The sequence below is a fragment of the Streptomyces sp. NPDC057137 genome (genome assembly GCF_042670825.1).
In the GTDB taxonomy this organism is placed as follows: domain Bacteria; phylum Actinomycetota; class Actinomycetes; order Streptomycetales; family Streptomycetaceae; genus Streptomyces.
This window is the reverse complement of record NZ_JBHUUW010000095.1, coordinates 1-24,845: the sequence shown is the minus strand read 5'-3', so window position 1 is coordinate 24,845 and position 24,845 is coordinate 1. Positions and strand designations below refer to the sequence as shown.

General features: G+C 70.7%; 24 protein-coding genes and 1 pseudogene. 11 read left to right on the top strand and 14 right to left on the bottom strand.

The features are described 5' to 3' along the window. Positions 1 to 24: 24 nt before the first annotated feature. The 5 genes from nadE to ACFT9I_RS37550 all read right to left on the bottom strand — a co-directional run bounded on the left by nadE (position 25) and on the right by ACFT9I_RS37550 (position 5,369). Positions 25 to 867, bottom strand: coding sequence for an ammonia-dependent NAD(+) synthetase (nadE, locus tag ACFT9I_RS37570; RefSeq protein ID WP_382571987.1), 843 nt, complete (start codon positions 865 to 867; stop codon positions 25 to 27). 111 nt (positions 868 to 978) lie between these two features. Further along, on the bottom strand, positions 979 to 2,103 hold the full coding sequence (locus tag ACFT9I_RS37565) for a GuaB3 family IMP dehydrogenase-related protein (protein ID WP_354606656.1): 1,125 nt from the start codon (positions 2,101 to 2,103) through the stop codon (positions 979 to 981). A gap of 114 nt (positions 2,104 to 2,217) precedes the next feature. Beyond that, positions 2,218 to 3,720 carry an IMP dehydrogenase gene (gene guaB, locus ACFT9I_RS37560; RefSeq protein ID WP_382571985.1) on the bottom strand — a complete coding sequence of 501 codons (1,503 nt, stop codon included), beginning with the start codon at positions 3,718 to 3,720 and terminating at the stop codon, positions 2,218 to 2,220. Positions 3,721 to 3,904: 184 nt separating this feature from the next. Then, positions 3,905 to 4,480 (bottom strand): sigma-70 family RNA polymerase sigma factor, encoded by a 576-nt coding sequence (locus ACFT9I_RS37555; protein ID WP_329076557.1) that lies wholly within the window; start codon positions 4,478 to 4,480, stop codon positions 3,905 to 3,907. Positions 4,481 to 4,757: 277 nt separating this feature from the next. Then, positions 4,758 to 5,369: a response regulator transcription factor gene (locus ACFT9I_RS37550; RefSeq protein WP_003948568.1), complete on the bottom strand. Its 612-nt coding sequence runs from the start codon at positions 5,367 to 5,369 to the stop codon at positions 4,758 to 4,760. A 441-nt stretch (positions 5,370 to 5,810) separates the two neighbouring features. Between ACFT9I_RS37550 and ACFT9I_RS37545 the strand changes: the two genes are divergently transcribed. Beyond that, complete coding sequence (locus ACFT9I_RS37545; RefSeq protein ID WP_069625260.1) at positions 5,811 to 6,134, top strand: WhiB family transcriptional regulator; 324 nt, start codon at positions 5,811 to 5,813, stop codon at positions 6,132 to 6,134. Positions 6,135 to 6,224: 90 nt separating this feature from the next. Here ACFT9I_RS37545 and ACFT9I_RS37540 read toward each other — a convergent pair whose 3' ends face one another. Further along, positions 6,225 to 7,124: a LysR family transcriptional regulator gene (locus ACFT9I_RS37540; protein WP_382571983.1), complete on the bottom strand. Its 900-nt coding sequence runs from the start codon at positions 7,122 to 7,124 to the stop codon at positions 6,225 to 6,227. 94 nt (positions 7,125 to 7,218) lie between these two features. On the opposite strand from ACFT9I_RS37540, the gene ACFT9I_RS37535 reads away from it, so the two are divergent. From ACFT9I_RS37535 to ACFT9I_RS37505, 7 genes are all read left to right on the top strand, one after another. Further along, the gene (locus tag ACFT9I_RS37535; protein ID WP_382571981.1) at positions 7,219 to 7,935 is read left to right on the top strand and encodes an MOSC domain-containing protein; all 717 of its coding nucleotides are present in this window, start codon (positions 7,219 to 7,221) and stop codon (positions 7,933 to 7,935) included. 88 nt (positions 7,936 to 8,023) lie between these two features. Continuing rightward, positions 8,024 to 8,827: an SDR family NAD(P)-dependent oxidoreductase gene (locus ACFT9I_RS37530; protein WP_382571979.1), complete on the top strand. Its 804-nt coding sequence runs from the start codon at positions 8,024 to 8,026 to the stop codon at positions 8,825 to 8,827. A 126-nt stretch (positions 8,828 to 8,953) separates the two neighbouring features. Continuing rightward, on the top strand, positions 8,954 to 10,042 hold the full coding sequence (locus tag ACFT9I_RS37525) for a substrate-binding domain-containing protein (protein ID WP_382571978.1): 1,089 nt from the start codon (positions 8,954 to 8,956) through the stop codon (positions 10,040 to 10,042). A 136-nt stretch (positions 10,043 to 10,178) separates the two neighbouring features. Then, the gene (locus tag ACFT9I_RS37520) at positions 10,179 to 11,519 is read left to right on the top strand and encodes an ABC transporter substrate-binding protein (protein WP_382571977.1); all 1,341 of its coding nucleotides are present in this window, start codon (positions 10,179 to 10,181) and stop codon (positions 11,517 to 11,519) included. Continuing rightward, on the top strand, positions 11,516 to 12,502 hold the full coding sequence (locus ACFT9I_RS37515; protein ID WP_382571976.1) for a carbohydrate ABC transporter permease: 987 nt from the start codon (positions 11,516 to 11,518) through the stop codon (positions 12,500 to 12,502). Before ACFT9I_RS37520 ends, ACFT9I_RS37515 begins: the two co-directional genes overlap by 4 nt. Next, positions 12,499 to 13,440 (top strand): carbohydrate ABC transporter permease, encoded by a 942-nt coding sequence (locus ACFT9I_RS37510; RefSeq protein ID WP_382571975.1) that lies wholly within the window; start codon positions 12,499 to 12,501, stop codon positions 13,438 to 13,440. Before ACFT9I_RS37515 ends, ACFT9I_RS37510 begins: the two co-directional genes overlap by 4 nt. Before the next feature lie 48 nt (positions 13,441 to 13,488). Next, on the top strand, positions 13,489 to 14,523 hold the full coding sequence (locus tag ACFT9I_RS37505; protein WP_382571973.1) for a hydroxyacid dehydrogenase: 1,035 nt from the start codon (positions 13,489 to 13,491) through the stop codon (positions 14,521 to 14,523). A 103-nt stretch (positions 14,524 to 14,626) separates the two neighbouring features. On the opposite strand, the gene groL is transcribed toward ACFT9I_RS37505, so the two are convergent. Then, the gene (groL, locus tag ACFT9I_RS37500; RefSeq protein ID WP_382571971.1) at positions 14,627 to 16,252 is read right to left on the bottom strand and encodes a chaperonin GroEL; all 1,626 of its coding nucleotides are present in this window, start codon (positions 16,250 to 16,252) and stop codon (positions 14,627 to 14,629) included. A gap of 99 nt (positions 16,253 to 16,351) precedes the next feature. Continuing rightward, on the bottom strand, positions 16,352 to 16,660 hold the full coding sequence (groES, locus tag ACFT9I_RS37495; protein ID WP_185028083.1) for a co-chaperone GroES: 309 nt from the start codon (positions 16,658 to 16,660) through the stop codon (positions 16,352 to 16,354). Positions 16,661 to 17,059: 399 nt separating this feature from the next. On the opposite strand from groES, the gene ACFT9I_RS37490 reads away from it, so the two are divergent. Continuing rightward, positions 17,060 to 17,632: a dihydrofolate reductase family protein gene (locus tag ACFT9I_RS37490; protein ID WP_382571970.1), complete on the top strand. Its 573-nt coding sequence runs from the start codon at positions 17,060 to 17,062 to the stop codon at positions 17,630 to 17,632. Positions 17,633 to 17,749: 117 nt separating this feature from the next. On the opposite strand, the gene ACFT9I_RS37485 is transcribed toward ACFT9I_RS37490, so the two are convergent. Then, the gene (locus ACFT9I_RS37485) at positions 17,750 to 18,763 is read right to left on the bottom strand and encodes a polysaccharide deacetylase family protein (protein ID WP_382571969.1); all 1,014 of its coding nucleotides are present in this window, start codon (positions 18,761 to 18,763) and stop codon (positions 17,750 to 17,752) included. Positions 18,764 to 18,820: 57 nt separating this feature from the next. On the opposite strand from ACFT9I_RS37485, the gene ACFT9I_RS37480 reads away from it, so the two are divergent. Beyond that, positions 18,821 to 20,095 carry an SAM-dependent methyltransferase gene (locus ACFT9I_RS37480; RefSeq protein WP_382571967.1) on the top strand — a complete coding sequence of 425 codons (1,275 nt, stop codon included), beginning with the start codon at positions 18,821 to 18,823 and terminating at the stop codon, positions 20,093 to 20,095. A 1-nt stretch (position 20,096) separates the two neighbouring features. Beyond that, positions 20,097 to 20,738 (top strand): hypothetical protein, encoded by a 642-nt coding sequence (locus ACFT9I_RS37475; RefSeq protein ID WP_382571965.1) that lies wholly within the window; start codon positions 20,097 to 20,099, stop codon positions 20,736 to 20,738. Between the two features lie 261 nt (positions 20,739 to 20,999). Here the strand turns inward: ACFT9I_RS37475 and ACFT9I_RS37470 are convergent. The 5 genes and pseudogenes from ACFT9I_RS37470 to ACFT9I_RS37450 form a co-directional block, all read right to left on the bottom strand. Continuing rightward, a pseudogene (locus ACFT9I_RS37470) lies at positions 21,000 to 21,356 on the bottom strand (hypothetical protein); the annotation flags it as partial. Positions 21,357 to 21,511: 155 nt separating this feature from the next. Further along, positions 21,512 to 22,150 carry a hypothetical protein gene (locus ACFT9I_RS37465; protein WP_382571964.1) on the bottom strand — a complete coding sequence of 213 codons (639 nt, stop codon included), beginning with the start codon at positions 22,148 to 22,150 and terminating at the stop codon, positions 21,512 to 21,514. A gap of 72 nt (positions 22,151 to 22,222) precedes the next feature. Continuing rightward, entirely contained in the window at positions 22,223 to 22,870 is a 648-nt protein-coding gene (locus ACFT9I_RS37460; RefSeq protein WP_382571962.1) for a hypothetical protein, read from the bottom strand. A 78-nt stretch (positions 22,871 to 22,948) separates the two neighbouring features. Next, a complete protein-coding gene (locus ACFT9I_RS37455) occupies positions 22,949 to 24,211 on the bottom strand; it encodes an RNA polymerase sigma factor (protein ID WP_382571989.1) in 1,263 nt (420 codons plus the stop codon). A 56-nt stretch (positions 24,212 to 24,267) separates the two neighbouring features. Then, the gene (locus ACFT9I_RS37450) at positions 24,268 to 24,621 is read right to left on the bottom strand and encodes a YciI family protein (protein WP_382571960.1); all 354 of its coding nucleotides are present in this window, start codon (positions 24,619 to 24,621) and stop codon (positions 24,268 to 24,270) included. Positions 24,622 to 24,845: the final 224 nt, after the last annotated feature.

Here is a 24,845-nt window from a genome sequence, read left to right as displayed (position 1 = left end):
CGCGGTGGGTGATCAGCCCCGCGATCAGCCCCGCCACCAGTCGTCGAGCGGCGTCACCGGCACGGCCCGCTTGTGCCGGGTCGCGAGGTACACCGACTCCACCTTCGCCGCCAGATCCGGCGTGACGTCGACGCCCTCCAGATAGTCGTCGAGCTGGGCGTACGTGAGCCCGAGGGCCTCCTCGTCGGGCAGCGCGGGCCGGTCGTCCTCCAGGTCGGCGGTCGGCACCTTCTCCCAGACACTGGCCGGCGCGCCCAACTCCGCCAGCAGCGCGGCTCCCTGACGCTTCGTCAGCCCGGTCAGCGGGGTGATGTCCACACCCCCGTCGCCGTATTTGGTGAAGAACCCGGTCACCGCCTCCGCCGCGTGGTCGGTCCCCACGACGAGCAGACCCAGCTGCCCGGCGATCGAGTACTGGATCACCATCCGCTCACGGGCCTTGATGTTCCCGCGTACGAAGTCCCGCAGCCGGGGCTCGTCGCCCAGCAGCTCCCGCAGACCGAGGGCCGACTCGGCGCCGACGGCGTCCGCGCTCGGCTTGACGTTCACCACGATCGACCGGTCGGGCCGGATGAACTCCAGCGCGATCTGCGCGTCGTGCTCGTCGGCCTGTACGCCGTAGGGCAGCCGCACCGCGACGAAGGTGGCCTCGTGCCCCTCGGCCCGCAGCTCCTCGCTCGCCAGCTGGCACAGTCTGCCGGTCAGCGTGCTGTCCTGGCCGCCGCTGATGCCGAGCACATAGCCCTTGGCGGGGGTGGAGCGCAGATAGTCCTTGAGGAAGTCGACCCGTCGCCGGATCTCGACCTTGGGCACGATGGTCGTCTTGACGCCGAGTTCGGCAAGAATCTGCTCACGTAGGTTCGCCACCCGTGCACTGTACTGACCGGCTTCGACCGCTGTTCGGCCGCATGCGGAATGCCCAGCGGAATGCCCCGGACCTCGTACGGTCCGGGGCATCCGTCACACCTTCAGCAGTCGTCAGCGGCTGTGCTGCGAGTCCGCGACCGTCACCTCGACGCGCTGGAACTCCTTCAGCTCGCTGTAACCGGTCGTCGCCATCGCCCTCTTGAGCGCGCCGAAGAAGTTCATCGACCCGTCCGGGCTGTGCGAGGGGCCGGTCAGGACCTCCTCGGTCGTCCCGACGATGCCCAGGTCCACCAACTTGCCACGCGGCACGTCCTCGTGGACGGCCTCCATGCCCCAGTGGTGCCCCTTGCCCGGCGCGTCGTTCGCCCGCGCCAGCGGGGAGCCCATCATCACCGCGTCGGCGCCGCACGCCACGGCCTTGGGCAGGTCGCCGGACCAGCCCACGCCGCCGTCGGCGATCACGTGCACGTACCGGCCGCCGGACTCGTCCATGTAGTCGCGCCGGGCGGCGGCCACGTCCGCGACCGCCGTCGCCATCGGCACCTGGATGCCCAGCACGTTACGGGTGGTGTGCGCGGCCCCGCCGCCGAAGCCCACCAGCACACCGGCGGCGCCGGTGCGCATCAGATGCAGCGACGCCGTGTACGTGGCGCAGCCGCCGACGATGACGGGGACGTCCAGCTCGTAGATGAACTGCTTCAGGTTCAGCGGCTCGGCCGCGCCCGAGACGTGCTCGGCGGAGACCGTCGTCCCCCGGATGACGAAGATGTCCACCCCGGCGTCCACGACGGCCTTGGAGAACTGCGCGGTGCGCTGCGGCGAGAGCGCGGCGGCCGTGACCACGCCCGAGTCACGCACCTCCTTGATGCGCCGGCCGATCAGCTCTTCCTGGATCGGCGCGGAGTAGATCTCCTGGAGCCTGCGGTTGGCGGTCGCCTCGTCCAGCTCGGCGATCTCGTCCAGCAGCGGCTGCGGGTCCTCGTAACGGGTCCACAGACCTTCGAGGTTGAGCACGCCGAGACCGCCCAGCTCACCGATGCGGATCGCCGTGCTCGGCGAGACCACGGAGTCCATGGGGGCGGCCAGGAACGGCAGCTCGAAGCGGTAGGCGTCGATCTGCCAGGCGATCGAGACCTCCTTGGGGTCGCGGGTGCGCCGGCTGGGGACGACGGCGATGTCGTCGAAGGCGTACGCGCGGCGTCCGCGCTTGCCGCGGCCGATCTCGATCTCAGTCACGATGTGTGGCCTTTCCTCTACGTCTGCGCCTTCAGTATCCCCGACCCGGCCCGGCACACCCGTGAGGGGCGGTCCCGAGACGAACGGGACCGCCCCTCACCGAAGAGCGGGTCGTCAGCGACCTGTGTAGTTCGGTGCCTCGACCGTCATCTGGATGTCGTGCGGGTGGCTCTCCTTGAGACCGGCCGCGGTGATCCGGACGAACCGGCCCTTGCGCTCCATCTCGTCGATGGAGGCCGCGCCCACATATCCCATGGTCTGCCGCAGACCGCCGATGAGCTGGTGCAGTACGGCGCTCAGCGGGCCGCGGTACGGCACCTGGCCCTCGATGCCCTCGGGGACCAGCTTGTCGTCCGAGGACACCTCGCCCTGGAAGTAGCGGTCCTTCGAGTACGAACGGCCCTGGCCGCGCGACTGCATCGCACCCAGCGACCCCATCCCGCGGTACGACTTGAACTGCTTGCCGTTGATGAACTGCAGCTCGCCGGGCGACTCCTCGCAGCCCGCGAGCAGGCTGCCGAGCATCACCGTGGACGCGCCGGCCGCGAGGGCCTTGCCGATGTCGCCCGAGTACTGGAGGCCGCCGTCGCCGATGACCGGGACGCCCGCCGCCTGGCAGACCACCGCGGCCTCGTAGATCGCCGTGACCTGGGGGACGCCGATGCCGGCGACGACGCGCGTCGTGCAGATCGAGCCGGGCCCGACGCCGACCTTCACGCCGTCCACGCCCGCGTCGATCAGCGCCTGGGCGCCGTCGCGGGTGGCCACGTTCCCACCGATGACATCCACCGGGACGCTCGACTTGATCTTGGACATCCAGCTCAGCGCGTTGCTGTTGTGACCGTGCGAGGTGTCCACGACCAGGAAGTCCACCCCGGCCGCGACCAGCGCCTGGGACCGCTCCAGCGCCTCGGGGCTGGCACCGACGGCCGCGCCGACGAGCAGTCTGCCCTCGCCGTCCTTGGCCGCGTTCGGGTACTTCTCGGCCTTGACGAAGTCCTTGACCGTGATGAGGCCCTTGAGGATGCCCTTGTCGTCGACGAGCGGCAGCTTCTCGATCTTGTGGCGCCGCAGCAGTTCCATGGCGTCCACGCCGGAGATGCCGACCTTGCCGGTGACGAGCGGCATCGGGGTCATGACCTCGCGCACCTGGCGCCCGCGGTCCGACTCGAAGGCCATGTCGCGGTTGGTGACGATGCCGAGGAGCTTGCCTGCCGCGTCGGTGACCGGGACGCCGCTGATCCGGAACTTGGCGCAGAGTTCGTCCGCCTCACCGAGCGTCGCGTCGGGGCGGACCGTGATCGGGTCGGTGACCATGCCGGACTCGGAGCGCTTCACGAGGTCGACCTGGTTGGCCTGGTCGGCGATGGAGAGATTGCGGTGCAGCACGCCGACGCCACCCTGCCGTGCCATGGCGATCGCCATGCGGGCCTCGGTGACCTTGTCCATCGCGGCGGAGAGCAGGGGAAGGTTCACCCTGACGTTCCGGGAGACCAGGGACGTGGTGTCCACCTGGTTCGGCAGGACTTCCGAGGCGCCGGGCAGCAGCAGCACGTCGTCGTATGTCAGCCCGAGCGTCGCGAACTTCTCGGGCACTCCGTCGACGTATGCAGTCATGACACCTTCCCCAATGGCCTTGATCGGTGCGGATGCCCATGCTAACGGGAAGCGGGGGCGTCGAATTCCACGCTCCCGCGCCGCTCTGTGCCCGGCACCACTCTGTGCCCTGGTACGGCTCCGCGCCCGGTACCGCTCAGTACTCGGCCCCGGCTCCGCGCCCGGCTCACCGCTCGTGCCCGGCTTACTGCTCGGCCAGCGCGCGCAGTCTGCTGAGCGCGCGGTGCTGTGCGACCCGTACGGCGCCGGGCGACATCCCCAGCATCTGGCCGGTCTCCTCGGCGGTCAGCCCCACGGCGACCCGCAGCACGAGCAGCTCGCGCTGGTTGTCCGGGAGGTTGGCGAGGAGCTTCTTCGCCCACTCGGCGTCGCTGCTGAGGAGCGCGCGCTCCTCGGGGCCGAGGGAGTCGTCTGGCCGCTCGGGCATCTCGTCCGAGGGCACGGCCGTCGAGCCCGGGTGCCGCATGGCGGCCCGCTGGAGATCGGCGACCTTGTGCGCGGCGATGGCGAAGACGAAGGCTTCGAAGGGCCTGCCGGTGTCCTTGTAGCGCGGGAGCGCCATCAGGACGGCGACGCAGACCTCTTGTGCGAGGTCCTCCACGAAGTGGCGGGCGTCACCCGGCAGTCGGTTCAGCCGGGTGCGGCAGTAGCGCAGCGCGAGGGGGTGCACATGGGCCAGAAGATCGTGCGTGGCCTGCCCGTCCCCGTCGACGGCACGATGAACGAGCGCACCGATCACCGTGGTCTCGTCATCGCGCATCGGACCATGGTGCCTCGGCGGCTGCTGATCCGTGGCACCGCGTTCATAGTTGTGCACCGAAGCGTTATGAGCAGGTGCGCCGGAACTCATCTCCTGCGCCCTCCCCTTCCGCTCGCCCGACTCGTCCCCGAGGAACTCCACAACTCAAGGATGCGGCATCGGGCGGGAAACTGTGGCGTACGGGCACCGACGACCCGCTCCGCCGCCCCGTCCGCCGCACGGCAGACGGGGTTCCACGACTGTCCGGACGAGCTGTCCGTACGCCCCCGACCAGGGCCTAGCGGACGAGACCCCAGCGGAATCCGAGAGCCACGGCGTGTGCGCGGTCCGAGGCTCCGAGCTTTTTGAACAGCCGCCGGGCGTGCGTCTTGACCGTGTCCTCGGAGAGGAACAGCTCGCGCCCGATCTCCGCGTTCGACCGGCCGTGGCTCATGCCTTCGAGCACCTGGATCTCCCGCGCGGTGAGCGTGGGGGCGGCGCCCATCTCGGCCGACCTGAGCCGGCGCGGGGCGAGCCGCCAGGTCGGATCGGCGAGGGCCTGGGTGACGGTCGCGCGCAACTCCGCGCGGGACGCGTCCTTGTGCAGATAGCCGCGGGCGCCGGCGGCGACCGCGAGTGCGACACCGTCCAGATCCTCGGCCACCGTGAGCATGATGATCCGGGCGCCCGGATCGGCGGACAGCAGCCGGCGGACGGTCTCGACACCGCCCAGACCGGGCATGCGTACGTCCATCAGAATCAGGTCCGAGCGGTCGGCGCCCCAGCGGCGGAGAACTTCCTCACCGTTGGCCGCGGTCGTCACGCGCTCGACGCCGGGCACGGTCGCAACCGCGCGGCGCAGCGCCTCTCGGGCAAGCGGGGAGTCGTCGCAGACGAGGACGGATGTCATGGCCGCCCTCCGCAGCTGATGCGCGTCACCTTGAGCCTCCAGGCTGAGTACATGTGGTCACCTGTGCGATTGACGCCATCGGACATGTGCCCGATCGCTTGTTCCTTCAACCGCCTCGACCACTCAACGACGGTCACTCGAAAGAGTTACGGGTCCGGAATCGCCATCGGCACTCTACGTGAGGAGGCGCACACGGAGCAGAGCCTCGCGGGTGATCCTTCGATCACTCTGGGCCATGCCCCATTTAGCGCCATTTCTTCCCTTTTGCTGGTGTCTATGGCTAGATTCGCAATGAGTCATATTTACATCTACTTACACAGGAGATGTACGGTCGTGAGCACGATGTGGTCAGCGCGTCGGGCTCGTACCCGGCGCCCTGGGGCGCATCTCACGCCCTAGGACGCCGGTATCCGCCTCCACGGATTCAAGGGGACATGAGCAATGGCAGATTTCTCCCGCCTTCCCGGACCGAACGCAGATCTGTGGGACTGGCAGCTCCTCGCGGCCTGTCGTGGCGTCGACAGTTCGCTGTTCTTTCACCCGGAGGGAGAGAGGGGCGCGGCACGCAGCGCCCGCGAAACCTCGGCAAAAGAGGTCTGCATGAGATGCCCGGTCCGCGCGCAGTGCGCGGCGCACGCGATGGCGGTGCGGGAGCCGTACGGGGTGTGGGGCGGGCTGACGGAGGACGAACGCGAGGAGCTGATGGGGCGCGCGCGCACCCGGCTGATCGCGACGTCGGGGGCGAACGGGTCGGGCCGGGCCTGACCCGCGGCACACACATTCGCAGAAACGTTCCTGCACCTGCCGTACCCGCTCACCGCACCGTGAGCGGGTACGGGTGCGGGCACGCGGGAATCAGCGCGACGCGGCCCGTTCCAGTTGGTCCAGCGTCGCCGCCACCGCCGGGACCCGCGCCAGGTCGGGCAGCGTGAGCGCGACGATCTCGCGCCGGACGGCGGGCTCGACGGTGACCGTACGAGCGGCCTTCGGCAGCACCGACTCCATGGCCAGCTCCGGCAGGAACGCGACCCCGAGCCCGGCCCCGACGAGGCCGATCACCGCCGGGTAGTCGTCCGTCGCGAAGTCGATACGAGGGGTGAAGCCGGCCCTCTCGCAGGCGTCCACCAACTGGTGACGGCAGCGCGGGCAGCCCGCGATCCAGGACTCGTCGGCGAGGTCCGCGATGGAGACGGCGGCGGCCCCGGCCAGCCGGTGACCCTCGGGGAGCAGCCCCACCAGCCGGTCGGTGAGCAGTGGTCGTACGACCAGGTCGTCCCACTCCTCGGCGCCGCCGCCGGTGGAGTCGTAACGGAAGGCCAGCGCCACGTCGCAGTCGCCGTCACGCAGCATCTCGACGGAGCGCGGCGGCTCGGCGTCGACCAGCGAGACGCGGGTGCCGGGGTGGGCGGCGCGCAGGGCGGCCAGTGCGGCGGGGACGAGCGTGGAGCTGCCGCTGGGGAACGAGACCAGCCGGACCCGCCCGGCGCGCAGGCCCGCGATGGCCGCGACCTCCTCCTCGGCGGCCGTGAGCCCCGACAGGATGCCCGTCGCGTGCCGTACGAGCGCTTCACCGGCCTGGGTGAGCCGCATCGCGCGGCTGGTCCTGATCAGCAGGGTCGTACCGACCGAGGCTTCGAGGACCTTCATCTGCTGGCTGACGGCCGGCTGGGTGCACCCCAGCTCCCGCGCCGCGGCGGAGAACGAGCCGGTGGCGGCGACGGCGCGCAGGACACGGAGATGGCGGGCTTCGATCACTCCTCAAACATAAGGGACGCTTGGGGGCAGGGGGAAATTCAGGGCCGACCATTTGAGAGGCGCGGGCGGGGCGCGGGGGGTTAGCGTGCCCGTCATGAAGCTTCTGACCGTGAATGTGGGGCGGCCCAAGACCGTCGAGTACTCGGACGCGCCCGGCGGCGCCACCGGAATCGACAAGCGGCCGGTGGACGGCCCGGTCGCGGTGCGCGATCCCGGCCCGAAGGGCGTCGGCGCCAGCGGTCTGGCCGGGGACTCGGTGTGCGATCTGCGCCATCACGGCGGCAGCGACCAGGCCGTTTATGTGTACGCACGCGAGGATCTGGACTTCTGGGAGCGGGAGTTGGGCCGTCCGCTGGCCAACGGCAGCTTCGGCGAGAACCTGACGACGTCCGGTCTCGATCTGAACGGGACGAAGATCGGGGAGCGTTGGCGGGTCGGTCCGGACCTGGTGCTGGAGGCGACCAGCGGCCGGATTCCGTGCCGTACGTTCGGCGGCTGGCTCGGTGAGACGGGCTGGGTCCGGCGCTTCACCCAACAGGGCGTCACCGGGGCGTACTTCCGGGTCCTGGTGCCCGGCGAGATCCGCGCGGGCGACCCGATCGAGATCGTGCACCGGCCCGACCACGAGGTGACGGTCGCTCTCGCCTTCCGGGCCGTGACGACGGAGCGCGAGCTGCTGCCGCGGGTGCTGGCGGCCGGAGAGGCCCTGCACGTCGAGGAGTTGCGGACCGCGAGGGAGTACGTGGCGAAGTACGGGAGCGGCGTGATCGGCGGTCAGGCCGGCAGCACCGAGAACGCCGGGGCTCTGTAGGGCCGGGGATCACACGCCGCGCCGGGGCGCCTTCCGGTGGCCGGACGGGGGCTCGCGGCCGTCGTGCGACCGTCTAACGTGCACGCCTATGACGACTGCTTTGATTACGGGCGCGACAGCGGGGATCGGCGCAGCGTTCGCGCGCCGGCTGGCGGCGGGCGGGACCTCCCAGTCCGTCGGTGTGGGAAGCGGCCACAACCTGGTGCTGGTCGCCCGCGACACCGAGCGCCTTCAGCGACAGGCCACCGAACTCCACGACCTGCACGGCATCGAGGCGGAGGTACTGACCGCCGACCTCGCCACGGACGAGGGCATCGCGGCGGTCGAGAAACGCCTCGGCGACCGGACGCACCCCATCGATCTGCTGGTCAACAACGCGGGGTTCGGGAACAAGGGCCGGTTCCTCGACGTCTCGATGGCCGACGAACTGACGATGCTGAAGGTGCACTGCGAGGCGGTGCTGCGGCTGACGTCGGCGGCCGTCGCCGGGATGAGGGAGCGCGGGCGGGGCGGGGTGGTGAACGTGTCGTCGGTGGCGGCGTTCGTACCGCGCGGGACGTACGGCGCCTCGAAGGCGTGGGTGGTGCAGTTCACCCAGGGGGCCGCACGGGACCTGACCGGCACGGGGGTACGGCTGATGGCGCTGTGCCCCGGCTTCACGCGGACGGAGTTCCACGACCGGGCGGGTATGGGGACGGACAACATCCCCAACTGGATGTGGCTGGACGCCGACAAGCTGGTGACGGCGGCCCTGTCCGACCTGGCCCGCGGCAAGACGGTGTCGGTGCCGGATCCGCGGTACAAGGCGCTGATGGCGGGGGTGAAGCTGGCCCCGCGTGGCCTGCTGGGCGGGATCACGTCGAAGACGGGGCGGAAGTACGGCCCGCAGTAGCGGGTGTCCGCACGGGGCCGATCCGTGGTGACGATCGAATGATCGAAACCTTCCGTCGTTCGATCACGCCGCATTAGAGTCCTCCTACCGGGCCACCCCCTCATCACCCTCCGGAGGACTCCCACCGTGCGCGAAGGTGCCGCCGAACGTCATGACCGGCTGCTCAATCTGGTGCGCGAGCGCGGCACCGTACGAGTGTCGGACCTCGCCGAGCAGTTGGGGGTCTCGCCCGTCACCGCGCGGCGGGACGCGGAGGCCCTGGCCGCCCGGGGGCTGCTCGACCGGGCGCACGGGTCCGTGTCGTGGCCGCGCGGGCAGGGGCCCGCCGGGACCGCGCCGGGGGGCGGGAGCCCGGTCATCGGGATGCTGGCGCCGGCCGCCGCGTACTACTTCGCCGAGGTCATCCGCGGGGCGCACGAGGCGGCGGCGCGGCTCGGTGCGCGGCTGATCCTGCGCGTCTCCGACTACCGGTCCGAGGACGACGCCTCGCACGCGGCCGGGCTGCTCGCCGCCGGTGCGGAGGGGCTGCTGGTCGCCCCCAGCTGGACGGCGCCTGACCATCCCGCGCGGTACGGGGACTGGGTCGCCGGGCTGCCGGTCCCGACCGTGCTCGTCGAGCGGCTCGGGGTGCCCGGCGGGCCGCTGGACGAGCTGGACCGGGTCCGTTCCGACCACGCGCACGGGGTGCTCCTGGCCGTACGGCACCTCGTGGGGCTCGGGCACGGAACACCCCTGCTGGTCGCCAGGGCCGACAGTCCGACATCGATGGCCGTACGCGAGGGATACACCCGGGCGCTGGACGCCATGGGGCTGCGGGCGCCGCTGCCCGTGCTCGACTCGTCGTCGGCCGAGCGGCATCCCGCGCTCTTCGAGCGGGCGGCGCAGGGACTGGCCGCCGCCGTGCGGGACGGCCTGGCCACCGCGGTGCTCATGCACAACGACGAGGACGCGACCTGGATGGTGCGGCGCCTGGCCGAACTGGACGTACGGGTGCCGGGGGACCTCGCGCTCATCACGTACGACGACGAGGTCGCCGCGCTCGCCGACACCCCGCTGACCGCCGTCGCGCCGCCGAAGCGCGCGGTGGGGCGGCGCGCGGCGGAGCTGCTGGTGGAGCGGCTGACGGCGCCCGGCGCCGGGGCGGACCCCCGTGTCCATCTGGACCTGCTGCCGAGCCTGCGCGTCCGCGCCTCGTGCGGCGCGCCGACCCGCTAGACACGCACCGGGCATCGCCCCGGGCATCGCGGTTCGATCATTTTTCGATCAATCAATCTTTCGCTCTTGACTTCGCTCACCACGGATCGAAGTATCACGGCCATCGCCTGTCCCCCGCCGCACAGGAGCCCGAGCCGTGAGTCATCCGTGGTCCCGTCCCATCCGCGCCGCCGTCAGCGCGCTCACCGCGCTGTCCGCTCTCGCCGCCCTCGGGGCGTGCAGCGGTGGCGGCGGCCAGGCGCCCGCCCGAGGCACCGCCGCAGATCCCGTGACCGTCACCTTCTGGGCCTGGACGAGGGGATCGAAGGAGGTCGTGGACGCGTTCAACGCCTCGCACGACACGATCAAGGTGAAGTTCGAGGAGATACCGTCCGGCGGTCTCGGCGGCTATCCCAAGATCGCCAACGCCGTGAAGGCGGGCATCGCGCCCGATCTGCTCTCCATCGAGTATCCGCAGCTGTCGCAGTTCGTCAGCCAGGGCTCGCTCCAGGATCTGAGCGGCTATCTCACCGACGACATCAAGAAGAAGTTCCTGCCGCAGGCCGTGGAGCTGACCACGTTGGGCGGCCGTAACTGGGCCGTCCCCTTCGACGCGTCACCGCAGGTCTTCTACTACCGCAAGGACTTCTTCGAGAAGCACGACATCGCGCCGCCGCGCACCTGGGACGAGTTCCGCACCGCCGCCGAGCGGATCAAGAAGATCGAGCCGAAGACCCGGATCGGCACCTTCTTCCCCGACGACCCGACCTTCTTCCAGGCGATGGCCTGGCAGGCCGGCGGCCAGTGGTTCGACACCGGCGGGGACAGCTGGCGGGTCAACACCACGGACCCGGCGAGCGTCAAGGCCGCCGACTACTGGCAGGGCATGATCGACGACGAACTCGTCTCCACCGCCTCGTCGTTCAGCCCGGAGTGGACCGGCTCGCTGAAGCAGGGCACGACCGTCGGCTATCTCGGGGCCTCCTGGGGCGCCGGCGTCCTGTCGGGCATCGTGGCCGAGCAGAAGGGCAAGTGGGCCGCCGTGCCGGTGCCGAGCTGGGACGCCGACCGGCCGGCCAGCGGCATGATCGGCGGGTCGACCTTCGCCGTCAGCAAGGACAGCAAGAAGGCCGCCGCCGCCGTCGAGTTCGCGCTGTGGATGTCGACCACCGATGCGGGCATCAAGGCCCGGATCGGCGCGAGCACGTCGAGCGCCCTGCCCGCGGCACCCGCGCTGGTGCCGGTCGCCAAGGAGGCGTACGACACCAGCTTCTTCGGTGGTCAGGACCTGTACGGCCTGTACGAGAAGGCCGGCGCGTCCGTCGGTCCCGACTGGCGCTGGGGGCCGAGCACCGCCGCCACCAACGGCGCGCTCGGCGACGCCCTCAGCAACGTGGTCGGCGGCAGCTCGACCTTGCGTACGGCGCTGAACACGGCGCAGGACGCCACCGTCGCCGACGCGAAGAAGCGCGGACTGAATGTCGAGGACGCCTCATGAGCGACACGAAGAGCACAAGCAGCACCCGCACCAGCACCCGCACCCGCAGTAGCGGCAGCGCCACAGCCGGCCGCAGCACCAAGTCCCCTACCGTCAAGGCCCGTACCGGCTTCGCCGCCGGCATCCTCCTCGCCCCCTTCTTCGCGCTGTTCACCGTCGCGATGATCATCCCGGTCGGCTACGCCGTCTATCTCAGCCTCTTCACCGAGAAGCAGTCCGGCCTCGGCTTCGACGGCCCGACGACCGTCTTCCACGGCCTCGGCAACTACACGGCCGCCCTCGGCGACGAGGCGTTCCGCGACGGCTTCTGGGTGCTGCTCGGCTACTGCGCCCTCTACATACCGCTGATGGTCGGCGGCGCGCTCGTCATCTCGCTCCTGCTGGACACGGCCATGGCCCGCGCCCGCCGGTTCTTCCAGCTCGCGCTCTTCCTGCCCCACGCGATCCCCGGCCTGATCGCCGCCCTGATCTGGATCTACCTCTACACGCCCGGACTCAGCCCGGTCGTCTCCGCCATGGAGTCCGGCGGCATCGGCTTCGACTTCTTCTCCTCCGAGGGCACCCTCCCCGCGATCGTCAACATCGCGCTGTGGGAGTGGCTCGGCTACAACGTCGTCATCTTCTACGCCTCGCTCCAGGCCGTCGACCGCTCCCTGCTGGAGGCGGCGACCGTGGACGGCGCGGGCAACTGGCGGCTCGCCTTCAGCATCAAGATCCCGCTGATCCGCTCCTCGCTGATGCTGGTCCTGCTCTTCACGATCATCGGCTCGCTCCAGCTGTTCACCGAGCCGCTGATCCTCAACCGCGGCAGCGGGTCCGCCGTGACCAGCACCTGGACCCCCAACATGTACGCCTACAGCGCCGCGTTCGAACGCAACGACTACGGACTCGCCGCCGCGGCCTCCGTGCTCATCGCGCTCGTCGCCGCCCTGCTCTCCTTCGTCGTCACCCGACTCTCCAACCGGAAGGGGGCACGGGCATGACGTCCCCGACCGTGGTCGACCCGACCGCCCAGCTCCAGACCCCGAACCGCCGCGACGGCCGCCGTGCCGACCGCGCCCCCGTACCGACCGGCCGTCCGACGGCGGGCCGCTGGCTGTCGAAGACCGCCGTCAACGGCGTGCTGCTGATCGCCGCCGTCTACACGCTCTTCCCGCTGATCTGGCTGGTCACCGCCGCCACCAAGGACGCGGGCAATCTCCTCGGCGGCGACGTCTTCTCGTTCGAGGGCTTCGACCTCGGCCACAACCTCTCCGAGCTGACGTCCTACCAGGACGGCATCTACTTCCAGTGGTACGGAAACTCCCTGCTCTACGCGGGAGTCGGCGCCCTCGGCTGCTCGCTGGTGAGCGTCGCGGCGGGCTACGCCTTCGACAAATACCAGTTCCGGGGGAAGGAGAAGCTGTTCGCGCTCGTCCTGCTGGGTGTGCTGCTGCCGTCCACGGCGCTGTCGCTCCCCCTCTATCTGCTGGCCGTCGAGACGGGCACCGTCAACACCTACTGGTCCGTACTGATCCCGGCGCTGGTCAACCCGTTCGGTGTCTATCTCGCCCGGATCTTCAGCGCGGGCTACATCCCCAACGAGGCCTTGGAGGCCGCCCGTATCGACGGGGCGGGCGAGCTGCGCGCCTTCTGGTCGATCGGGCTGCGGATGATCATGCCGGGCTTCGTGACCATCTTCCTCTTCCAGTTCACCGCGATCTGGAACAACTTCTTCCTCCCCCTCGTGATGCTCTCGGACCGCCAGCTCTACCCCCTGAGCCTCGGCCTGTTCAACTGGCACAGCAACGCCAACGCCGACCCGACCTTCTACCCCATGGTCGTCACCGGCTCCCTGCTCGCCGTCACCCCGCTGATCATCGCCTTCGTCACCCTCCAGCGACACTGGAAGGCCGGACTCACGGCCGGCAGCGTCAAATAGCGTCATCCGCGACGCGTGAAGTGACCCACGAGGAGACCGACTTCCACCATGCACGACGCCACTGACAATCGGCCGTCCGCGCTGCTCGCGATGAGTCCCGGCATCGCGGAACGGCTGTTCGCCCCCGTTCATCTCGACCGGCTGACCGGCCTCGTACGCACCGATCCGCAGCTCGTCGCGCACACCCTGACCGGCCCCGGTCTCGACCCGGCCGTCGCCGCCGCGCTCGCGGACGCCGAACTGCTGATCACCTGCTGGGGCGCGCCCGCGCTCACCGCCGAGGTGCTGGCCGCCGCGCCCCGGCTACGCGCGGTCGTGCACGCCGCCGGCACCGTCAAGCACCACATCACGGACGCCTGTTGGGAGCGGGGCATCACGGTCACGTCGGCGGCGGCGGCCAACGCCGTGCCCGTCGCCGAGTACACGCTGGCCGCGATCCTCTTCGCGGGCAAGCAGGTGCTCCGCTCGGCGCACCGCTACCAGGAGGTGCGCGCCCGGCACGACTGGCACCAGGAGTTGGGCCGGGCGGGCAACTACCGCCGTACGGTCGGCATCGTCGGCGCGTCCCGGATCGGCCGCCGGGTGATCGAGCTGCTGCGGCCGTTCGACCTCGACGTCATGCTGTACGACCCGTACGTGGACCACTCCGAGGCTCGGGCGCTCGGCGTCGAACTGGTGCCGCTGGACGAACTCTGCGGGCGCGCCCGGGTGGTGTCGGTCCACGCGCCGCAGGTCCCGGCCACCCGCCATATGATCGGCGCCGCCCAGCTCGCGGCGATGCCGGACGGGGCAACGCTCATCAACACGGCGCGCGGCTCGCTGATCGACGAGGACGCGCTGCTGCCGCATCTGGTCTCCGGGCGGCTGAACGCGGTGCTGGACGTGACCGATCCCGAACTGCCGCCGCCGGACTCGCCGTTGTACGACCTGCCGAACGTGCTGCTGACCCCGCATGTCGCCGGCTCGCTGGGGGTCGAGATCCACCGGATGGCCGATCAGGCGCTGGACGAGGTGGAGCGGTACGCGAAGGGGCTGCCGTTCGAGGATCCCGTACACCCGTCGGCCCTGCCGCACTCGGCGTAGAGGCGGAGGAACGCGTCGAGGCCCGGCACCCCCGAAGGGGCGCCGGGCCTCGGCGCGTACTGCTGAAGCCTGAAGACCTACAGGTCTAGGGGCTACGACGGCCTCAGTGGCTGTGACCGTGGCCGCCGTGACCGGCGTCGGCCTCTTCCTCGGCGGGCTTCTCGACGACCAGGGTCTCGGTCGTGAGGAGCAGCGCGGCGATGGAAGCGGCGTTCTCCAGCGCGGAGCGGGTGACCTTGACCGGGTCGATGACGCCGGCCTTCACCAGGTCGACGTACTCGCCGGTCGAGGCGTTGAAGCCGTGACCCTTGTCGAGCTCGGCGACCTTCGCGGTGATGACGTAGCCCTCAAGACCGGCGTTCTCGGCGATCCAGCGCAGCGGCTCGACCACGGCGCGGCGGACGACCGCGACACCGGTGGCCTCGTCGCCCGTCTTGCCCAGGCCGTCCTCCAGCACCTTGGCGGCGTGCACCAGGGCGGAGCCACCACCGGAGACGATGCCCTCCTCGACCGCGGCGCGGGTCGCGGAGATGGCGTCCTCCAGACGGTGCTTCTTCTCCTTCAGCTCCACCTCGGTGGCGGCGCCGACACGGATCACGCACACGCCGCCGGCCAGCTTCGCGAGGCGCTCCTGGAGCTTCTCGCGGTCCCAGTCGGAGTCCGTGGACTCGATCTCGGCCTTGATCTGGTTGACACGGCCGACGACCTCGGCGCTGTCGCCACCGCCGTCGACGATCGTCGTGTCGTCCTTGGAGACGGTGACGCGGCGGGCGGTGCCCAGTACGTCGAGACCGGCCTGGTCGAGCTTGAGGCCGACCTCTTCGGCGATGACGGTCGCGCCCGTGAGGGTGGCGATGTCGCCGAGCATGGCCTTGCGGCGGTCACCGAAGCCGGGGGCCTTCACCGCGACGGCGTTGAAGGTGCCACGGATCTTGTTGACGACGAGGGTGGAGAGCGCCTCGCCCTCGACGTCCTCGGCGATGATCAGCAGCGGCCGGGAGCCACCCGCCTGGATGACCTTCTCCAGCAGCGGGAGCATGTCCTGGATGGAGGCGATCTTGCCCTGGTTGATCAGGATGTACGGGTCGTCGAGGACGGCCTCCATACGCTCCTGGTCGGTCACCATGTACGGCGAGAGGTAGCCCTTGTCGAAGGCCATGCCCTCGGTGAACTCCAGCTCCATGCCGAAGGTGTTGGACTCCTCGACGGTGATGACACCGTCCTTGCCGACCTTGTCCATCGCCTCGGCGATGAGCTCGCCGACCTGCGGGTCCTGGGCGGAGAGCCCGGCCACGGCAGCGATGTCGGACTTGTCGTCGATCGGGCGGGCGGTCTCCAGGAGTTCCTTGGAGACGGCGGCGACGGCGGCGTCGATGCCCTTCTTCAGGGCGGCCGGGGAGGCGCCGGCGGCGACGTTGCGCAGGCCCTCGCGGACCAGCGCCTGCGCCAGCACGGTGGCGGTGGTGGTGCCGTCACCCGCGATGTCGTTGGTCTTGGTCGCCACCTCCTTCACGAGCTGGGCGCCGAGGTTCTCGTACGGGTCGTCGAGCTCGACCTCGCGGGCGATCGTGACACCGTCGTTGGTGATGGTCGGGGCGCCGAACTTCTTGTCGATGACGACGTTGCGGCCCTTGGGGCCGATCGTCACCTTCACCGTGTCGGCAAGCTTGTTGACGCCGCGCTCAAGGGCGCGACGGGCGTCCTCGTCGAACTTCAGGATCTTCGCCATGGGAGCTTTCTCTTGTCCTCTCGAACGAACAACGAACTACGCCCCGGACCACCCGGCGATGCGGGGGCCAGGGGCGCAGTTCACAGCAGACTGTGGAAATTACTTCTCGATGATCGCGAGCACGTCGCGAGCCGAGAGGACGAGGTACTCCTCGCCGCTGTACTTCACCTCAGTGCCGCCGTACTTGCTGTACAGAACGACGTCGCCGACGGAAACGTCGAGCGGAAGCCGCTCGCCGTTCTCGAAGCGACCCGGACCGACGGCCAGGACGACGCCCTCCTGGGGCTTCTCCTTGGCAGTGTCCGGAATAACCAGGCCAGAGGCCGTGGTCTGCTCTGCGTCGAGCGGCTGGACCACAATGCGGTCCTCGAGCGGCTTGATGGCAACCTTGGAGCTGGCGGTCGTCACGATCCGACCTCCCCCTTCGGAGATCTCACGGGGTTAACTGTCTGGGTGGCGTGACCTGGATCGATCCGTCGTCGCGGGTGCCGGACCTGTCCTGTCACGCATTGGCACTCTCCAGTGGGGAGTGCCAGGCCTGACACTATGACCGCGATTAGCACTCGGTCAAGCTGAGTGCCAATCGAGCCCGCGCGCGGCGACGCGATCCGGCGCCGTGGCGGGCGCGATCCGGCGCCGTGGCGGGCGCGATCCGGCGCCTTCGGGTACCTCCGGCGCGTCGGCACCGATGAGTTTCGCCGTGGTCCACGGTCTGTCAGTGAGAGTTGGCACACTGCGGCTGCGAGGCCGGCACGGCCGGCCCCACCCAGTGAGAACCAGAGCACAAGACACCCCAGGAGATCTTCGATGCGCACACTGATCAGCACCGCCTTCGTCTCGCTCGACGGCGTCGTGGAGGCCCCGGGCGGCGAGCCGGGCTACCGGAACTCCGGCTGGACCTTCAAGGACGTGGAGTTCCTGCCGGAGGCCTTCGAGATCAAGGGCCGGGAGCAGGAGGAGGCCACGGCCGTGCTGCTGGGACGGACCAGTTACGAGGCGTTCAGCCCGGTCTGGCCGGGCATGGAGGAGTTCGCCGAGTACAAGAAGATGCCGAAGTACGTGGTGTCCACCACCCTCACCGACGACGCCCTGGTCGCGGACTGGGGCCCGATCGCGATCCTGCGGTCGCTCGACGAGGTCGCCGCGCTGAAGGAGACCGAGGGCGGCCCGATCATCGTCCACGGCAGCGCCGAGCTGAACCGGAACCTCTCGGACGCCGGTCTGATCGACCGGTACCACCTGCTCGTCTTCCCGCTGCTTCTCGGCGCGGGCAAGCGGCTGTTCAGCGCCACGGACAAGGACGCGCAGAAGCTGCGGCTGGTCGAGCACGAGGCGTACGCGAACGGCCTGCAGAAGAACGTCTTCGACGTGGTCCGCTGAACATGCGTGACGCCCCTGCACCGGCGCAGGGGCGTCAGCGGAACCGGCCCGACCCGACCTGGCCCGGCCCGACCTGACCGCGCCCGGCCCGGCCCGGCCTGACCCGAGAGACAAGCCCTAGACGTAGTCCTCCAGCTTCGCCACCGCGTAACCCTTGTCGGTGATCGTCTTCATGACGTGCCGGATCATGTCGGGCATCGAGCCCTTCCAGTCCTCCTCCCCGCGGAAGTGCGTGAGGACGATGTCGCCGGGATGCAGGTCCCGGTCCCACTCGCGCCACTCCATGTGGTCGGGGAACGCCTCGGACGACCACAGCGGAACCGCCTTGACGCCGCAGGACTTGGCGGCGCGCAGGGTGCCGGCGTTGTAGTTGCCGTACGGCGGCCGGAAGAGCTCGGGCCGCTTCCCGTACTGCTTCTTGATCTTGTCCTGCTGCCCGCAGATCTCCCGCTTCTGCTCCTCGTAGGAGAGTCCGGGGAGGTAGGGGTGGGTGAGCGTGTGGTTGTGCAGGGAGACACCGCGCGCCTGCATCTTCTTGAAGTAGGCGTAGTTGTCGTTGATGACGTAGTCGCTGAGGAAGGCGCTGTACGGGATCTTCAACTCGTCCATCATGCGCAGCAGTCGGGGGTCCTTCTCGGCGCCGTCGTCGATCGTCAGGAAGACGACCTTCTCCTTCGTCGGGACGGTGGTGAAGACCGGCGGCAGGGTCGCGCCTCCCGTGACCTCGAAGCCCTTGCGGGTGGTGATGCGCGGCTTCACGGCGGGCGGCGCGGGCGCGGCGAGCGGGGTCTTGGCGAGCTTCCACTTCTTGGCGGCCACGGCGCGGAGCGCCTGGGCCTTGACGGCAGCGGCGGCGTCGGCCTTCTTCGCGGCGTCGGTCCCCGGCCCGGGGCCGGCCCGGCCCGGCTTCACGGAGGCGGACTCCACCGGCCCGCCGCCACCGCCACCGCCGTCCCCGCTGTGACCACCGTGGCCGGCGTGACCGCCGCCGCCCCGGTCGTCGGTCTCCGCCGCGCAGGCGGAGCCGAGTGCGGCGATCAGGAGTACGGCGGCGATCCCGCGCGCCCGTCCGCCCGGGTGTCTTTTCCGTGACTCTGCGGCCTTTTCGTCCTTTTGTCTTACTAGTTGCATGGCGCCGCATCCTGTCAGCGCCCGGCCCACGCGCCCGGCCGACACCGCCGGGAAGCGATGACGGTCCCCCGGCTGGCCCACAATGGCCCGGTGACCGACTCCCCCTCGCCGCTCGCCCCTCTGCTCTCCGACGAGGGCCAGGCCCTGCTCGCCGCCCTCCGCGACCACGACCCGGCGCAGGAGCTGGCGCTGGCGACCCGGCTGCGCCGCGACCATCCCGCCGAGCTGGTCTCGGCGGCCCTCGCGCAGGCCCGGCTGCGGCAGCGGGCGGTCGCGAAGTTCGGCGAACGGGACGCGTACCGCATGTACTTCACGCCGCACGGCGTCGAGCAGGCCACCCGCACCTCGGTCGCCGCCCACCGGGCCGGCCGGTTCCGGGACATCGGCCTCCCGGGCCCCGGCCCGGCGCGGATCACGGACCTGTGCTGCGGCGTGGGCGGCGACGCGATCGAGCTGGCCCGCGCGGGGTTCGCCGTGACCGCGGTCGACCGCGACCCCGCGACCTGCGAGATCGCCGCGCACAACATCCCCGCGCTGGCACCTGACGCCCCGCCACCGACCGTCGTGTGCGCGGACGTCATGACGTACGACCTGCGCGCCGCGCCCGCCCCCGACGCCCTGTTCATCGACCCGGCGAGACGCGGCGGGCGGGGCCGGATCTTCGACCCGGAGGCGTACTCGCCGCCGCTGTCCTGGGCGATCGAGGCGGTACGTACGGTCGGCACCGGCGGCATCAAGATCGCGCCAGGCATCCCGCACGAGCTGGTCCCCGACGACTTCGAGGCCGAGTGGATCTCCGACGGCGGCGACGTCAAGGAGGCGGTGCTCTGGCACGACGCGAGCGGGGCCGGAGCCGGAGCCGTCGGCGCGATCACACCCGGCGCCCGGCGCGCCACGCTGCTCCCCGCAGGCCTCACCCTCACCGGCCGGGGCCTGCCGAACCCCCAGGTCAGGAAGGTCGGCCGCTATCTGTACGAGCCGGACGGCGCCGTCATCCGCGCCCATCTGGTCGCCGAGGCCGCCGACGAGCTGGACGGCGGGCTGATCGACGAGACGATCGCCTACATCACGGCGGACGAGCTGCGCCCCACCCCGTACGCGACGGCGTACGAGATCACCGACGAGCTGCCGTTCAACCTCAAGCGCCTCAAGGCCCTGCTCCGCGAGCGCGAGGTCGGCATCCTGACGGTCAAGAAGCGCGGCTCGCCGGTCGAACCGGAGGAGCTGCGACGGAAGATGAAGCTCCAGGGGCGGAAATCGGCCACGGTCTTCCTCACCCGGGTCGCGGGCGCGCCGACGATGCTGCTCGGTCGGCCCGCCGGGAGGGCGTGAGGTGGCGGGCGAGACCGTCGTGAAGGTGTCCTGGGGGCCCAGACCCGAGTCCCACCAGGAGCTGGCCGGGCGCTGGCTGGACCTGCTGGGGCGGCTGACGGAGCTGTCGGCGGGCGCCTTGGCCGACTGGCGGTGGGACGGCCACGGCACGGCACCGGGCGAGCCCGTACCGCGGGACGCCGGCGCCTTTGTGGTGGCCCGGCAGCCGGACGGTGGGTACGCGCAGCTCAAGGCGACGGCCGGGGGTTCGAACAGGTTCTCCCCGTTCATCGCGGTGGTGCTGCTCTTCCCCGGGACCCCGGACTCGGCCGTGCCACTCGCGGACCGGCTGCCCGAGGCACTGGCCGCCATGGCCGGTGTCTGGGACGCGGACACCGGGAGCACCTACGACCGTGAGCTGTTCACCGCGCTGAGGACCGCCTACGACCTGCGGCCCTCGCACCCGCGCTGCGGCTGGTCCGTCTTCCTGTCGGCGAACCGGGCCGCGCGGGTGCCCACGGACCTCGCCGCGCGACGCCTGGAAGCCGGGTCGGGCGGAGTCGTACTCGATATCGGCACCACCACGGACGCGGTGCTCGCGGCACACGGGACGCTCGCCGAAGCGGGCGCCCTGGAGCCGGCGCCCACCCCTTGGGCCATCTGAGGGCACGCCTACCGTGGGCACCGACCGGACCCCCGACGGCGGCGCTCAGTCCTGGTCCTTGGCCCCCGGCTCCTTCGGCTCATCGGCCGCCGACTCCGTGGACTGCGACTCCTCGGCCGCCGGCTTCTCCAGTTTCTCGGGCTTTTTCAGCCTGTCCGGCTTCTCCGGCTCCTTCGGCTTCTCCGACTCATTCGACTCCTCCGACTCCTTCGGCTCGGTCCGGGAGGCTTGAAGCTGCGCTTCCAGGAGCCGGGCGTCCAGGTCGGTGATGTCGTCGGCGTAGATCACCGAGAGAGGTTGCGGGCCGACGTACTGCTGGCAGTTGCACTGCGCCAGCTCGTACCGCTTCGGTTTCTTGTTCTCGTCCCAGGCCGTTGCCACTTCAACGTTCTCGTGGCACTTGCCCTGCTTGTCGTGCTTCGCGAGATGGTGTGAACACCCGCAGACGGGCTCCGGCGGCTTGTGTGACTCCTCCAGGGCGAGCCGGCCGCCCTCGACGAGCTTGATGCGCTCCACTCTTCGCTCGTGCCGGGTGCGCAGCGCGCTCCGGCTCGTGTCGGCGACCCAGCTGAAGCCACCGACCATGAAGAAGACGAAAATCCACCACAGCCAGTTCATCCGCCGCCCCTTCACCCCATGAAATGGCGCATGCGTTCTCCCCAGGATAGAACGGGCGGCGTAGGAACGGCCTCAGGGAGCGGGGGGCGACTTCGGGACACATCCGGACAACACGCGCCACTCGCGTCCCGTAAATCACAGTTTCCGCGGTGGATTCAGCGGTGCGCGCCGCCGCGTCCACGCGGCTGGACCGGGCTCAGTACGTGCTCCGCCCACCGCTGGTGGCCCACCGCCCGCACCGCCCCCAGGACGCCGATGACCAGCGCGATCACGCCGATCCCGACGAGATACGCCACTTCGCCGACTCCCGCGGAATCCGGCTGGCCGCCGCCGGTCAGGGCCAGTCCCAGACCGGTCACGCACAGCACGACGGACAGTCCCAGCCACACGGCGCTCCGGGCGCCGGCCCGCAGCCGGTGGTCGTTCTCGGGATCCGGCCCCAGTTCGGCCCAGGCGTCGATCCTGTCGCGCACCGCGCGGTCCCTGGCGACGCTGAAACCGGCGCCGATCATCGCGGGCACCAGGACGATCACACCGAGGATCAGCTCGACGAGCCCGGTCAGGTAGTCCGCGCTCCGGTCCTCGAAATGGCCGAGCCCCAGACTGACCAGCACCCACCCGACCCCCGCGACGAGCCCGAGCGACCAGAGCAGCAGCAGCCCCGCCACGGTCAGGCTCCGCCGCCGCAGCTCGGCCATCGCGAGGACCCGGTCGGCGAGCATCGACTCGCGGTCGGGCCAGTCGCACAGGTGCTCGGGCGGCGGAGGGGGCGGCAGCGGCGTACGACGGAACATCCGGGGAGGCTATCCCTCATGATCACTGCCCGGTCGACCGGGATCACCGCCGCCGGAGCGGCGGGCCGGGGATCACTGCCCGGCGGGCCGGGGCTGACCCGTGGCGAGCAGCCGGACGGCCCACCGGTAGTGCGTGACGGCCTTCGTGACGCCGATCAGCCCGGCGATCCAGAGGAGGGCGCCCGCGCCCATCACGTACGCGACCTCCGCGTACGTGTCCTCGCCCCGTCGCGCGCTCGCGGGCGTCTCCAGGGACAGCCACAGACCCAGCACCCCGACCAGGAAGGAGACCAGCAGCCAGCACAGGCTCACGCCCGGCAGCCGGAGGCGCCTGTCGCCCTCCGGGTCGCTCGCGAGCGCCGCCCACTCGCGCGTCAGCCGGTACATCGCGACATCCCGGCGGAGCAGCAGGCCGAGGATGATCCCGGCGGCCGTCATCACGCCGAGGCCGAACGCCGCGAGGAGCACGCCGAAGATGAGGGTGATCGGATCGACGTCCTCCACGACCAGCCCCTGCAGCCCCCCGCCCGCCATCAGCCAGCCGAACTCCACCCCGCCCACGAGCAGCAGGAACTGCGTGAGCCGCGCGGGTCCCATGCCGCGCCCGACGAGCCAGCCGAGGATTTTCGCGCGCTCGGCGAGCAGCGTCCGCTCGTCGGGCCAGGTGCGTATGTGTACGGGGGGCGGAGGCGGCGGCAGCGGGGATGAGCGGCGAGACATGCGGCGAGAGTATCGCCGCATGCCATGGCCGGGCGGTCGGTCGGCGAGCACCTGGCCGGGTGAGCCGCTGCCCGAGGCTCAGAGTCCGGAGGCCTGGAGTCCGGCCGCCCGCTCCTCCAGCAGCGTGCGCTCGCGTTCGTTACGGGTCAGCCCGGCCGCCCGTACGAACTCGGCCCGCGCCTCCTCCGTACGCCCCAGCCTCGCCAGCAGATCCCCGCGCACGCTCGGCAGCAGGTGGTAGCCCTTGAGCGCGGACCCGGCGGGCCCCGCCGCCAGCGCGTCGACCAGCGCCAGGCCCGCCTCGGGCCCGTCGGCCATCGAGACGGCGACCGCGCGGTTCAGCTCCACGACGGGCGAGGGGGTGAGCGCGGCGAGACGCCCGTACAGCCCGGCGATCGTGGCCCAGTCCGTGTCCTCGTACGTCGCCGCCCCCGCGTGGCACGCGGCGATAGCGGCCTGGAGGGCGTACGGGCCGGGGGCGCCGCCCAGCGCACTCGCCCGGGTCAGGGCCTCGACGCCCCGGCGGATGAACAGCCGGTCCCAGCGGGCGCGGTTCTGGTCGGCGAGCAGGACGGGTGCGCCGCCGGGTCCGGTACGGGTGGCCGTACGGGACGCCTGAAGCTCCAACAGGGCCGCCAGGCCGTGCACTTCGGGCTCCTTGGGCATCAGCCCGCTCAGTACGCGCGCGAGCCGCAGCGCGTCCTCGCACAGGCCGGGGCGCAGCAGGTCGTCCCCGGTGGTCGCGGAGTAGCCCTCGTTGAAGACGAGGTAGATGACCTCCAGCACGGAGGCGAGGCGCGCGTCGCGCTCCGCGCCGTACGGCACCTCGAAGGGGACGCCCGCCTTGGCGAGGCCGCGCTTGGCGCGCACGATGCGCTGGGCGACGGTCGCCTCGGGCACCAGATAGGCGCGGGCGATCTCGTCGGTGGTGAGTCCGCCGAGCAGCCGCAGGGTGAGGGCGACGCGGGCCTCGGTGGACAGGACGGGGTGGCAGGAGACGAAGACGAGCCGCAGCAGGTCGTCGTCGATGTCGTCGGCGTCGGCCGGCTCGGGCGGTGGCGGCGCGGTGTCCTCAAGCGTGCGGCCGACCTCGGCGAGCTTGCGGGCGTATGTCTCCCGGCGGCGTACGAGATCGATGGCGCGGCGCCTGGCCGTGGCCATGAGCCAGGCTCCCGGGTTGTCCGGGACGCCCGACTCCGGCCACTGCTCCAAGGCGGCGACCAGCGCGTCCTGCGCCAGCTCCTCGGCGATGCCGACGTCGCGTACGACACGGGCGACGGCGGCGATGATCCTCGCCTGCTCGATCCTGAATACCGCTTCCACCGCGCCGTCTGCCCTCACGGCCACCCATCAGAGCACCGGGGCGGGCGGACGGCAAACAGACGCGACGGTCGGTACTACTCGGCGATCTGGCGGGTCTCGGCGGTCAGGGTCCAGTAGTCCTCGTGGATCTGGAGGAACCGCTTGGCCCACTCGACGGCCTCGGCCTGCGTCTTCGCCTGGACGATCGAGTACCCGCCGATGACCTCCTTGGACTCGGTGAACGGCCCGTCGGTGACCGACAGCTTCCCGCCCGACCAGGTCACCCGGGTGCCCTCGGCGGACGGGTGCAGCCCGCCCGTCTCCAGCATGGCGCCGGCCTTCTCCATCTCCTGGGCCAACTTGCCCATCCGCTCGCCCAGTTCGGCGCTGTGACCCTCGGCGGGCTGGTTGGCCTCGTCCAGGTGGATCAGTGTCATGAAACGCGGCATGGTGACTCCTCGGTGTGCGGTGTGCGGTGGGTGATGTGCGGGCTGTTTCCCGCCTTTCACCCTTGCGTCGAACGGGCGGGGCCCGGATCGACACACGCCGCGAATTTTCTTCGAGAAGTTTTCCGCGAGCGTTCCGCTGGTCCTGTGGCCAGGAACGTTGGCCGGGTCGCGCGGCTCGTGGGCCGCGCTCGTCCTCAATCGCCGGACGGGCTCATTTGAGCCCG